The organism is Pseudopontixanthobacter vadosimaris, assembly GCF_012979275.1.
GTDB lineage: Bacteria > Pseudomonadota > Alphaproteobacteria > Sphingomonadales > Sphingomonadaceae > Pseudopontixanthobacter > Pseudopontixanthobacter vadosimaris.
Window position 1 is genome coordinate 259704 of record NZ_JABASZ010000025.1, and the last position, 12745, is coordinate 272448.

A 12745-nucleotide genomic window follows, 5' to 3' on the forward strand; every position below is an offset into this window, starting at 1 on the left:
CGGTTCTTACTGCAGGGTCACCCGGTCGCTGTCGCCATCGCGGCGGGCGAAGAACTGCATCAGCTGCACCAGCAACTCGCAGCGCTGCGACAGGTCATCCGCTTCCAGCAAGGCCTGCTTGGCGGCGGCATCGAAGGGGGCGATCTGCGAAACACCGTTGATCAGCGAAGCATCGTCCAGCCGCTCGACCGAATCCCAGTCCACGCTGTAACCCTGCGCATCGGCGAAGCGGCGGGCCTCCTGCTCGAAACCCGCACGTTCCACGCTGCTCAGCGTTTCCTCTCCGCTGTCCTCGATCAATTCCGCCTCGACCTGGCGGAACGCTGTCGTCACCTCCAACTCGCGGATCAGGCGAAATCGTTGTTCGCCCTCCAGCACCACATTGAAGCGGCCATCGTCCAGCGCCTCGACATCTCCGATCCGGCCGACGCAGCCGATGTCGAACAGCCGGGCATTGTCGCCGCCGCCACGCGGCTGGATCATGGCGATCCGCCGGTCGCGCGCCAGGGCGTCGCTGACCAGCGCACGGTAGCGCGGCTCGAAGATATGCAGCGGCATCTGCAGATCGGGGAACAGGATCGCGCCCGTCAGCGGGAAGATGGAGAGGCGGCGGGCCAATATCCTATCCGAACAGCAGGCGCGACAGCCTGCGCCGGGTTGCGACCGCCCAAGGGTCTTCAAGCCCGGTTGCTTCGAAGAACTGCAACAGCTTGGCGCGCGCTGCGCCCTCGTTCCATTCGGGGTCACGCTCGACCACACCGAGGAGCGCATCGGCCGCATCGTCGCGGTCTCCCGCAGCGAAGGCGGCTTCTGCAAAGGCCATCTGCGCATCATTGTCGGCGGGCCGTTCCGCTGCGGCCTGTCGCAGCGCCTGCAACTCCCCGTCATCCACCTGCGTGCCCGCCAGCGAGAGCGCTGTCCGCGCCTGCGCGATCAGCGGGTCGTCGGACAGGGTGTCGGGCACGGCGGCGATGGCCAGTTCGGCTTCCGGCACCCGGCCAGCAGCCACCAATGCGCGGACGAGGCCCGCATGGGCGGCGGCATTGTCCGGCGCCATCTGCGTGACCTGCCCGAAGATACCCGCCGCACGTTCCGCGTCGCCGGAGGCCAGCACCTCCTCGCCCATGGTGACGAACTGCGTCACGTCCTGCTGCTGGCCGCCATCCTGCTGCGGCCCGCCGCCTTCGATCGGCAATTGCGCGAGGATCTGGTCGAGCGTCTGCTTCAATTGCGATTCGGTGCGCGCCTGCGTCAGATCGGCAACCGGCTGGCCCTGGAACATCGCATAGACGGTGGGGATCGACTTCACCTGGAACTGGCTGGCGATGAACTGTTCCTCATCGACATTCAGCTTGCGAAGGACGACGCCCTTGTCGGCATATTCGGCCGCGACCTTTTCCAGAACCGGGGTCAGCGCCTTGCACGGCCCGCACCATTCCGCCCAGAAGTCGAGGATCACCAGACTGTTCATCGAGGGATCGACGACGTCCTTCTTGAACCGGTCCACGGCTTTCTGTTCGTCGATATTCAGGCCCATGCTCGCCAAGGCGTACTCCCGTTGCTGCTGCTTCTCAGAAATGTCGTTCGCACGCATGTGGGTATTTGCGCCGGATTGTGAAGAGCAAAGCAGCGTCCGCCACCCATTTGCAGCTTCCTGACAATTCCCCGCAAAATTCGCTTGCCGCATCGCGGAGGCGCTGCTAATCGGCCGCTTCCCCACCGGGCTGCGGCAATCGCCGTGATACCGGGAGCGTCAGTGAGCGGGCGTAGCTCAGGGGTAGAGCACAACCTTGCCAAGGTTGGGGTCGGGCGTTCGAATCGCCTCGCCCGCTCCATTTCCTCCATGTCATCTCGGCCTTTCGGGCTACCACCTGCCCTGTCGGACGGCACGGCTTTGTGCCTGATGCGCCATCTTTGCCTTCCCCTCGCTTAATTGCACCCGGTGGCCGAAATGGTCTTGCAAGGGCCGCCACCTTCTCTAGTGGAGAGATGTGATAAAGTCTCATTCCACGGTTCGACCCGGCATTTCCACGTTCCTTTGTGGCACTGCCCTGTCTCTTGCGTTCATTGTGCCGGCCCATGCGCAGGATGCGGACGACGCCGACGCGCTCACTGTCAGCATGCAAACCACGGTCCCGGACGAATATCCGGCAGACGATCTTCACGACCGGCGCATCGGTCCGGCGAACGAGATCGTCGTGACCGCTGCGGGGATCACGCAGCTCGACGTGCTGGCGGGTACGACGGTGGTCGAAGGCGCCGAATTGCTTCGCAACATGAACGGCCAGCTGGGCGAAGTGCTGGTCAGCATCCCCGGCGTATCTGCCAGCGGCTTCTCCCCCGGTGCCTCGCGCCCCGTGCTGCGCGGATTTTCGGGTGAGCGCGTGAAGGTGCTGGTCGATGGGCTGGGCAATCTCGACGTGTCGAACACCTCCGCCGATCATGCCGTCTCCATCGACCCGCTGACGGCGGAGCGGATCGAGGTGCTGCGCGGTCCGGCGACATTGCTGTATGGCAGCCAGGCCATCGGCGGCGCGGTCAACGTCATCGACAAGCGCATCCCGCTCCGCATGCCGAACGAGGCCGTTCATGTCGATGCGATTGCCGCCCTCGATACGGCGGCTGATCTGCGCCAGGGCGGCGTATCGGTCGATCTCCCCGCAGGCGAGAATTTTGCATTTCATATCGACGGATCGTATAGCCAGACCGACGATCTGGAAGTTCCCGGCTTCACCGTCGCGCCGCAATTGCGGGCGCAGCTGCTGGCAGAGGCTGCCGCCGAACAGGCGGAGGAGCCCGAAGAGGCGGAAGAACTGCGCGAAGCGGCAGCGCAGCGCGGTGTCTTGCCCAGCAGCGCCACCGAAACCTGGAGCGCCAATGCAGGCTTTGCCCTGTTCGCAGGCGGCAGCAATCTCGGCGCGTCGATCGGCATCTATGACACGAATTACGGCGTTCCCGGCAGACCGGGCACCGGCCACGCCCATGGGGAAGAAGAGGCCGATGCGCCCGGGGCCGATGATGGTGAAGGCGAGCAGGTCTCCATCGGTCTGCGCCAGTATCGCGCCGATTTTCGCGGCAGCCTCGATATGGGGGATGGGTTCTTTTCCGAACTGAAGACCCGTGCGGGTTACAGCGATTATTCCCATACGGAGTTCGAAGGCGCCGAGATCGGCACGGTTTTCGAAGTTCAGGGTATCGAAACGCGCGCTGAACTGGTCCAGCGCGCCCGGGACAGTTGGAACGGTTCGCTCGGCTTCCAGTATTATTTCCGCGATTTCGACGCCTTCGGTGCCGAAGCTTATGTTCCGCGCAATCGCACCGACCAATATGCGCTGTTCGGCCTGCAGGAAGTGGCGCTCGGCCCGGTGCAGCTGGAATTTGCCGGTCGCTATGAAAGCACGGATGTCGAATCCGCCCCGCTCGGCATTCAGCGTCACTTCGATGGCCTGTCCGGCGCGGTCGGCGTGGTGCGCGAAACCGATGCGGGCCTGCGCTTCGGTATCAACGCCAGCCGCGCGGAGCGGGCGCCGAGCGCGGAGGAACTGTTCTCGAACGGCCCGCATATTGCGACGCAGGCCTTCGAGATCGGCGATGTGGACCTGTCCACCGAAAGCGCGCTTGGCCTTGAAGGTTTCATGCGCGGGCTGATCGGCGATGCGCAGGTGAGCGTCGCCATTTTCCGCAGCTGGTTCGACGATTACATCTATCTGGCGGACACGGGGCTGGAGGAAGACGATCTGCCCGTATTCCAATATCTGCAACGTGACGCGACCTATTCCGGCATAGAGGGGGAAGTGCAGATCCCGCTGATAGAGCGGGACGGGCTCCAGCTGACGGCCGATCTGCGCGGCGACTACATCCGGGCCGAACTGGATGACGGTTCACCGCTGCCGCGTATTCCACCCTTCAGTCTGCTTGGTGCGCTGGAAGCGAATACCGCGCGTTTCGACGGGCGCGTCGAGGTGCAATATAATGGCGAGCAGAACCGCACCGCAGCGTTCGAGACGCCAACGGACGATTTCACCTTCGTCAACGCCTCGCTGGCCTGGAAGCCGCTGCGGGGCCAGGACAATGTCACCCTGCTGGCGCAGGTGAAGAACATCTTCGATGCTGAGGGCCGCCGCCATGCCAGCTTCACGAAAGATTTCGTTCCGCTGACGGGCCGCAATTTCAGGCTGACGCTGCAGAGCAGCTTCTGACGCCTCAGTCCTCCACGGCGAAGGTCAGTTCGGCATGTTCGCGCAGCCGGGCGACCAGCGCTTCGCCCAGCAGCGATCCCGGCGTGCCGATGCCGCCCGGCGCATCGCTATGTAGCAAGGCAATGCCGGTTTCCGCGATCATCCGGCTGGTCGAACCGTAGCCCGGATCGTAGCGGCCCTTCACGCCATAACGGATGCGCGCGCCATCCGGCATCTCGCCCACGAACAGCACATCGTAATGGCCGTTCATCCGTTCTTCGGCGCTCGGTCCCTCGCCGGGCTTGGGTCCGCCGTCGCCGAAGGGTGCCTTGACCATGCTGGCGAGGCCCTGAGCCGCCTTCCTGCCCATCTCGCCGGGGCTGGTGAGGACCATCTCGTCATAGCGGAAATCCTCGCCATAGGGGTGGCCGCGCAGGAAGTTCGTGCGGTGCACATTCTTGGTGTTGATCGGCGCCATGACGAAGGGGGCGGCCCAGCTTTTCAGCTCATCGTCATATTGCGGGATCATTCCGTTCGGCTGATCGGGGCCGGTGAAACCCGGCGTCAGGCCGAAAGGGCTGGTCATGATCTTCATCAGCGACGGTTCCCTGGCGATCGCCCGCATGGTCGCCTTCATGCTGGCCGCGGTCCCGCCGGAGAAAGTGCCCTTCATTTCCCGCACGCGGCCCTTCACTCGCGGCGCGGGCCGGCCGAAGCGCTTCATCGCTTCTTTCTGCAGCATCAGCACGCCAAGATCGAAGGGGATGGAATCGAAGCCCGAGGAGAAGCAGATGCGCGCGCCGCTCCGCTTTGCCTGCGCCTCGTAGCGGTCGATCATCTGCCGCATCCAGGCCGGTTCGCCCGACAGATCGGCATAATCGGTGCCCGCCGCCACGCAGGCGGCCACCAGAGGTTCGCCATGGAGCGTGTAAGGGCCGACGGTCGTGATGACGACGCGCGTATCTTCGCACATGGCGCGCAGCGAGGCGGTGTCCCCGGCATCGGCGACGACCAGCGGCGTATCCTCCGGCGCCCCGATCAGCGAGCGCACCTCTTCCAGCTTCGCCCTGTTGCGGCCGGCCATGGCCCAGCGGGGCGCATCGCCGCGTCCGGCATAATGCGTGGCCAGATATTCCGCGACCAGCCTGCCGGTATAGCCGGTGGCGCCATAGACCACGATGTCGAATATGCGTGTCTCTGCCATGCTTTGTGCTCCTGTTTCGAGGCAGGATGATGCAGCGGGCGCGGCCTGTCAAAGTGTCGTTCGTGAAGCCCGCTGTTCAGAGCCGGGGCAGGGTCACTCCGCGCTGGCCCATATATTTGCCCGCCCGGTCGGCATAGGTCGTCTCGCAGCGTTCGTTCCCCTTCAGGAACAGGAACTGGCACGCCCCTTCATTGGCATAGATGCGGGCGGGCAGCGGGGTCGTATTGGAAAATTCCAGCGTCACATGGCCTTCCCAGCCGGGTTCCAGGGGGGTCACGTTCACGATGATGCCGCAGCGCGCATAGGTGCTCTTGCCAAGGCAGATGACCAGCACATCGTCGGGCACGCGGAAATATTCGACCGTGCGGGCCAGCGCGAAACTGTTGGGCGGGATGACGCAGACATCGGTGCGCCGGTCGACGAAGCTGTTGGCGGCGAAATCCTTGGGGTCGACGATGGCGGAATCGACATTGGTGAAGATCTTGAAATCCTCCGCCACCCGCGCGTCATAGCCATAGGAACTGAGGCCGTAGGAGATACAGCCCTCGCGCCGCTGCGCTTCCACGAAGGGTTCGATCATCCCGTGCTCCGTGGCCTGGATCCGAATCCATTTGTCGCTGAGAATCGCCATGAAGGTAGTCTCGGCGTCGGCGGGGCGGCGCACAAGGGCGCGGGCGCTCTTATCCCCCTTGCCGAAGCGATATCAGGCCAGAGCTCTCAATCCACCTGTTCAGCGCCGAGCTGGGGATTGAGCGTGGTGATGTGGTTCAGCCATTTCTTCGGTCGGCGCAGCATGTCCTTCGGATAGTCGACCTCCAGCCCGGCGATCTGCGCCATACGGCCCACGAAATGGATGCAGTTGCGCGTGTCGAGATCGTAATATTTGCCCGGCGCATCGCGCCATTTCACCATTTCCGCCACGATCTGGTGATATTGTTCGTCGCTGATCGGTACGGTGAAATGCCGGTTGGTCTTGCGGACATATTTCGGTTCTTCCACCATGACATCGTGATAGACGGGGCCGTTCAGCACCGCGATGCTGGCGCTCTTGGCCGTGAAGCCGTAATTTTCCGACACGGTTTCACCGGTTTCGTCCAGCGTCCCTTCCAGCACCACGAAAGTGTGCGGGTAGCGTCCGAACAGCACCGATCCGTTGAAGCTGTGGAAGCTGAGCAGAACCTCTGCCGCGGCGGGGCCGGACCACAGCAGGACGGACAGGGACGCGAGCAGCGCGAGAAAACGTTTCATGGCAGCGTGTTAATCCCTTCCTGCATGAATGCACGGTGAAAATGGGCTGCGGACCGCGACGTCGTGCCCCGCTCCGGCAAGCACCGATTTTCGCCCCGATCGCAATCGATCAACCCGACAGCAGCGACGCGTTGCCGCCCGCCGCCGTGGTGTCGATGCAGACCACCCGTTCCGTCGCGAAACGGGCGACGTAATTCGGGCCGCCCGCCTTCGGCCCGGTGCCGGACAGCCCCTCGCCGCCGAAAGGCTGGCTTTCGACCACCGCCCCGATCTGGTTCCGGTTGACGTAGAAATTGCCGACTTTCGCGCGCTGTTCGATGAAGCGGCGCGTGGATTCGATCCGGCTGTGCAAGCCCAGCGTCAGGCCATAGCCTGTCGCGTTGATGTCATCGATCACCTTGCCGAGATCGTCGCTTTTGAACCTGGCGACATGCAGCACCGGCCCGAAATTCTCCCGCTTCAGATCGAGGATCGAGCCGATCTCGATGATGGTGGGGGCGACATAGCAGCCGGCGGCGGTGTCGGCCGGCAATTCACGCCGCCACACGGTCCGCCCGGCCTTGCCGCGCCGTGCGACATGCCTCTCCAGCGCCGCCTGCGCGTCCTGGTCGATGACCGGGCCGACATCGGTGGAAAGTTCCGCCGGATTGCCGATGTCCAGAACCTCGAAAGCGCCGCGGATCATTTCAATTACATCATCGGCAATGTCGTCCTGCAGATACAGCATCCGCAGCGCCGAACAGCGCTGGCCCGCGCTCTGGAAAGCGCTGGCGACGATATCGCGTGTCACCTGTTCGGGGAGGGCGGAGCTGTCGACGATCATCGCGTTCTGACCGCCGGTTTCGGCGATGAAGGTGGCGATCGGCCCTTCGCGCGCGGCCAGCACCCGGTTGATGATCCGCGCCGTGTCGGTCGACCCGGTGAAGGCGACGCCCGCCAGACGCGGATCGGCGGTCAGCCATTCGCCCACATCGCCCGCACCCGGCATCAACTGGAAAACCTCCTCCGGAATGCCCGCCTTGTGGCACAGTTCCACCGCCAGAGCGGCGATCAGCGGGGTCTGTTCCGCAGGCTTCGCCACCACCGTATTGCCGGCGGCAAGCGCAGCCGCAGCGGGGCCGATGAAGATGGCGAGCGGGAAATTCCACGGGCTGATGGTGACGAAGACGCCGCGCCCGGCATAGGACAGGCGGTTTTCCTCGCCCGTGGGGCCGGGCAGGGGGAACGATCCGCTGAACAGCCGCCGCGCTTCCACGGCATAATAGCGCAGGAAATCGACCGCCTCGCGCAGTTCCAGCACGGCGTCGGCCAGCGTCTTGCCGGCCTCGCGCTGGCACAGCGACAGGAATTCGTCCGCATGGGCCTCGAATTCATCCGCCGCCGCTTCCAGCAGCAAGGCGCGTTTTTCGCCGCCCAGACGGTTCCAGCCCGGCTGGATCGCCACGGCGCGGGCGATGCCTTCGCTTACCTCCACCTGCAGGGCATCGCGGCGGGTGCCGATCTCGATGCTCAAATCCTGCGGCTTGGTGATCGGCGCGACCTCGCCTTCATCGTCGCTGCGGAAGGTGGGTTCGGCATGCCATTTGCGGCTCCGCAAGGCGTCCAGACGCTGCAGCAGCGGCTCGCGCACCAGCGGGTCGGACAGATCAATGCCGAGGCTGTTGACGCGCCCCGGAAAGATCTCCGCAGGCAGGGGGATGCGCGGATTGCGATAGTCCTCCAGCGCCTGCATGTCGGAAACCGGGTCGCTCGTCAAGTCCGAAACCGGCACATTCGCATCGGCCATCCGGTTGACGAAGGACGAATTTGCGCCGTTTTCCAGCAGGCGGCGAACCAGATAGGCCAGCAGGTCCTTGTGCCCGCCGGTGGGCGCATAGATGCGGACCGGCGTGGCCCGGTGCCCGCGCGCGCGTTCCAGATCGCGCAATTCGGCATAGACTTCCTCGCCCATGCCGTGGAGACGCTGGAATTCGAAATCCTGCCCATGCCCGCCGCTCGCCGCCAAGGCCTTGATCGCAGCGATGGTGTAGGCGTTGTGGGTGGCGAATGCCGGATGAATGGCATCATTCGCGGCCAGCAGCCTTGCGGCGCAGGCGAGGTAGGAAATGTCCGTTCCCAGCTTGCGGGTGAAGACCGGGTAATCGGACAGGCCGCCGACCTGCGCCAGCTTGATCTCCGTATCCCAATAAGCGCCCTTGACCAGCCGGACGAAGAACTTGCGTCCGAACCTGCGGGCCAGCGCAGCGGTCCAGTCGCACAGCGGCACCGCGCGTTTCTGATAGGCCTGAATGGCGAGGCCGAAACCGTTCCAGTCGCTGTCATCGGCGCGGCGGAACAGCGCATCGTCCGTCGCCAGTTCCTCGATGATATCGAGGCTGACTTCCAGCCGCTCGGCCTCCTCCGCATCGATGGTGAAGTGGATATTGGCATCACGCGCCTTCACCGCCAGACCCCGTATCACCGGCACCAGGAAGGCGCGGGCCGCTTCGGCATGGAAGAAATCATATTTGGGATAGAGCGCCGACAGCTTGACCGAGATACCGGGCGACCCCTCCACCGTGCCGTCCGCCTCTGCCGCCAGCCGGTCGAGCGCCTCGGCATAGGAGATGCGATAGCGTTCGGCATCGGCCATGGTCATCGCGCCTTCGCCCAGCATGTCGAAACTGTGGGTCAGCCCGTCGCGGCGTTCGGGCACGGCGCGCTTCAGCGATTCCTGGATGGTGCGGCCATAGACGAATTGCCCGCCGAGGATCCGCATCGCCTGCAATGTCGCCTGCCGGATGACGGGTTCGCCAAGGCGGCCGATGGTCCGCTTCAGCACCTTGCCCATGCCGCGCTGCGTTTCGTCGGGCCGGTCGAGAACCTCGCCCGTCAGCATCAGCGAGAAAGTCGCGGCGTTGACGAAAGTGGAATCGCTGGCACCCACGTGCTCCACCCAGGCGATATCGCCGATCTTGTCCTTGATCAGCGCATCGGCGGTGCGGGCATCGGGCACACGCAGCAGCGCTTCGGCAAGGCACATCAGGGCGATGCCTTCATGGGTGCCGAGGCCATATTGTTGCAGGAAGGCATCGATGCCGCTGGCCTTGCGCCGCCGCGCCCCCTGGATCAGCCGGGCGGCAATGGCCGCGGCATCGTCATGCAGGGCCGTCGCGGGCGCTGCCTGACGCATCCGTTCGGCGACACAGGCGTTCTCTTCCTGCCGGTAGGCCTTGCGGAGCTTCATGCGGTCGAGGTTGCGGGGTGCGGTCATTGTGCCTCATTGTCGGATGGAGTCGCGGTAATCGCAGCGATGTGGACGTCCCGAACGGCGCTTTCAAGCGAAGTCGCGCTATCGGGCGAGAGCGGGGGCCGGATGCGACGAGCGGGCGGCGTACCACTTCGTGATCCGCGCACAGGCGTGGTCATCCAGATGCAGGCCGAGCTTTGAGCGCCGCCACAGAACGTCCTCGCCCGTATCGGCGAATTCCTCGTCCATCAGGTAACGAAGCTCTGCCTCGAAGACGCCGTGACCGAAATGCTCGCCGAGATCGCCATGCGAGCGGGCACCACCCAGCACTTCGTGGATGCGCGTGCCATAGGCCCGGGCAAGCCGCAGCAGCGTTTCGGGGGCGAGGAAAGAATAGCGTTCTCCCAGCGGCCAGAGAAAACCGTCGAAATCGGCGTCAGCGATATCGCCGCCGGGCAGATGGGCATCGCGCGTCCATGCCGGACCCATCGGCAGATGCTTCGCCAGCCGGTCGAGCCCGTGTTCGGCAAGCTTGCGGAAGGTGGTGATCTTCCCGCCGTAAATCGAGAGCAGGGGCGCCGCGTGACGATCCGCAGTGTCTCCCGTATCGAGTTCGAAGACATAGTCGCGGGTCACGGCCGCATTGCTCTTCGCATTGTCTTCGTAAAGCGGGCGGACACCGGCATAGGTTGAAACCACGTCGCCGGGCGTCACATGGCTGCGGAAATATTCGCTGGCGGCACGGCAGAGGTAATCGCGCTCCTGCTCGCTGATTCGCACGTCGTCGCGATTCCCGTCGAACAGCTGGTCCGTGGTTCCGATCAGCGTGTAGTCGCGCTCATATGGTATGGCAAAGACGATGCGTCCGTCGCCATTCTGGAAGATGTAGCAATGCGGGCCATCGTACCAGCGGGGCACGATGATATGGCTGCCCTTCACCAGGCGGACATGAGGCCTGGCTCGCGCGCCCAACCCCATGCGGGCGACGTCGTCGACCCAGGGGCCAGCGGCATTGACCACCGCCCGCGCTTTCACGCTTCGGGTCGCTCCATCGGCGCTGCGCAGGGTCGCCACCCAATGATCCGCCTGCCGCTCCAGCGCCGTGCACATCGTGCGGGTCAGCACCTCGGCACCGCGTTCCCGCGCATCGACAGCGCACAGCACCGTCAGGCGCGAATCCTCCACCCAGCAGTCGGAATATTCGAAGCCGCGCCGCAGCCGGTCCTGCAGGATGGAGCGATGCGGCGCATCCGTGAGGTCCACGCCGTGGCTGGCGGGCAGGGTGCGCGTGCCGCCGAGCCGGTCGTAGAGGAACAGGCCCGCCCGCAGCATCCATGCGGGGCGCAGTCCCCTGTCATGCGGCAGGACGAAGCGCAGCGGCCAGATGATATGCGGCGCGGCTTTCAGCAGCACCTCGCGCTCCGCCAGGGCCTCGCGCACCAGGCGAAATTCGTAATGTTCGAGATAGCGTAGGCCTCCATGCACCAACTTGGTGCTGGCGGACGAGGTGTGCTGTGCCAGATCGTCCTTTTCGCACAGGGTGACGGACAGGCCGCGCCCGGCGGCGTCGCGGGCGATGCCTGTCCCGTTGATCCCCCCGCCGATGATCAGAATATCCTGCATCGTAGCCTCCTATAAGCGGGCGGACCGCGCTTGGCGAGTGAGCTGGCGGCGATGCAGGAGTAAACGGCTCAGTAGATCACGACGCTGCGGATGCTTTCGCCCGAATGCATCAGGTCGAAGGCGCGGTTTATATCCTCCAGCCCCATCGTATGCGTGATCATGGGGTCGATGGCGATCTTCCCGTCCATGTACCAGTCGACGATCTTCGGTACATCGGTCCGGCCCTTCGCCCCACCGAAAGCCGTGCCGCGCCAGTTGCGGCCCGTCACCAGCTGGAACGGGCGGGTGCTGATTTCCTTCCCCGCTTCGGCGACGCCGATGACGATGGAGGTGCCCCAGCCCTTGTGGCAGCATTCCAGCGCGTCGCGCATCACATCGACATTGCCGGTGCAGTCGAAGCTGTAATCCGCGCCGCCATCCAGCATATTGACCAATGTTTCCACCGTATTGCCGACATTCTTCGGGTTCACGAAATCGGTCATGCCGAATTTACGGCCCCATTCTTCCTTGTCACCGTTGATGTCCACGCCGACGATCCGGCCGGCACCGGCCATCCTGGCGCCCTGGATCACGTTGAGACCGATCCCGCCGAGGCCGAAGACGACGACATTGTCACCGGGGCGCACATCGGCGGTATTGACGACCGCGCCCACGCCGGTCGTCACGCCGCAGCCGATGTAGCAGCTGGTTGCAAACGGCGCATCGTCGCGGATCTTCGCCACGGCGATTTCCGGCAGGACGGTAAAGTTCGAGAAGGTCGAACAGCCCATGTAATGATGGAGCATCTGCCCCTTGTAGGAAAAGCGGCTGGTGCCATCGGGCATCACGCCGCGTCCTTGCGTCTCGCGGATGGCGCTGCACAGATTGGTCTTTCCCGACAGGCACATCTTGCACTGGCGGCATTCGGGCGTGTAGAGCGGGATGACGTGATCGCCTGCCGCCACGCTGGTGACGCCCGGCCCGACCTCGCGGATGATCCCTGCGCCCTCATGGCCGAGGATGGAGGGGAACAGCCCCTCGCTGTCCAGCCCGTCCAGCGTATAGGCATCGGTGTGGCAGATGCCGGTCGCCATGATCTCCACCAGCACCTCGCCCGCTTTCGGCCCCTCGACATCGATCTCGACGATCTCCAGCGGTTTTTTCGCTTCGAAGGCGACGGCGGCGCGGCTTTTCATGGGCGGGGGTCTCCGGTGCTTGGCTGATTGCAGAGCAGACAATGGGGAGGCCCGGCACCATGCGCAACCGCCGCCAGCCTGAACACTT

The 12745-nt window shown here is 64.4% G+C and carries 9 protein-coding genes and 1 tRNA gene; 2 read left to right on the forward strand and 8 right to left on the reverse strand.

Annotation, left to right across the window (positions count from 1 at the left end; all coding sequences use genetic code 11):
• Nucleotides 1-6 precede the first annotated feature (6 nt).
• Nucleotides 7-621, reverse strand: a complete 615-nt coding sequence (locus HG250_RS06365; RefSeq protein WP_420821313.1) for an LON peptidase substrate-binding domain-containing protein — start codon at nucleotides 619-621, stop codon at nucleotides 7-9.
• A 1-nt stretch (nucleotide 622) separates the two neighbouring features.
• On the reverse strand, nucleotides 623-1537 hold the full coding sequence (locus tag HG250_RS06370; protein ID WP_170003973.1) for a tetratricopeptide repeat protein: 915 nt from the start codon (nucleotides 1535-1537) through the stop codon (nucleotides 623-625).
• Between the two features lie 223 nt (nucleotides 1538-1760).
• On the opposite strand from HG250_RS06370, the gene HG250_RS06375 reads away from it, so the two are divergent.
• Together HG250_RS06375 and HG250_RS06380 are read left to right on the forward strand one after the other, a co-directional pair.
• Nucleotides 1761-1835: transfer RNA gene (locus HG250_RS06375), tRNA-Gly, on the forward strand.
• 285 nt (nucleotides 1836-2120) lie between these two features.
• Nucleotides 2121-4199, forward strand: coding sequence for a TonB-dependent receptor (locus HG250_RS06380; RefSeq protein WP_170003852.1), 2079 nt, complete (start codon nucleotides 2121-2123; stop codon nucleotides 4197-4199).
• A gap of 4 nt (nucleotides 4200-4203) precedes the next feature.
• On the opposite strand, the gene HG250_RS06385 is transcribed toward HG250_RS06380, so the two are convergent.
• The 6 genes from HG250_RS06385 to HG250_RS06410 form a co-directional block, all read right to left on the reverse strand.
• Entirely contained in the window at nucleotides 4204-5382 is a 1179-nt protein-coding gene (locus tag HG250_RS06385; protein ID WP_170003854.1) for a saccharopine dehydrogenase family protein, read from the reverse strand.
• Between the two features lie 76 nt (nucleotides 5383-5458).
• Nucleotides 5459-6013, reverse strand: a complete 555-nt coding sequence (gene dcd, locus HG250_RS06390) for a dCTP deaminase (RefSeq protein WP_170003856.1) — start codon at nucleotides 6011-6013, stop codon at nucleotides 5459-5461.
• Nucleotides 6014-6099: 86 nt separating this feature from the next.
• Complete coding sequence (locus HG250_RS06395) at nucleotides 6100-6630, reverse strand: hypothetical protein (protein WP_170003858.1); 531 nt, start codon at nucleotides 6628-6630, stop codon at nucleotides 6100-6102.
• Between the two features lie 109 nt (nucleotides 6631-6739).
• A complete protein-coding gene (gene putA / locus HG250_RS06400; RefSeq protein ID WP_170003860.1) occupies nucleotides 6740-9883 on the reverse strand; it encodes a bifunctional proline dehydrogenase/L-glutamate gamma-semialdehyde dehydrogenase PutA in 3144 nt (1047 codons plus the stop codon).
• A gap of 78 nt (nucleotides 9884-9961) precedes the next feature.
• A complete protein-coding gene (glpD, locus tag HG250_RS06405; protein ID WP_170003862.1) occupies nucleotides 9962-11482 on the reverse strand; it encodes a glycerol-3-phosphate dehydrogenase in 1521 nt (506 codons plus the stop codon).
• 68 nt (nucleotides 11483-11550) lie between these two features.
• Nucleotides 11551-12657: an S-(hydroxymethyl)glutathione dehydrogenase/class III alcohol dehydrogenase gene (locus tag HG250_RS06410; protein ID WP_170003864.1), complete on the reverse strand. Its 1107-nt coding sequence runs from the start codon at nucleotides 12655-12657 to the stop codon at nucleotides 11551-11553.
• Nucleotides 12658-12745: the final 88 nt, after the last annotated feature.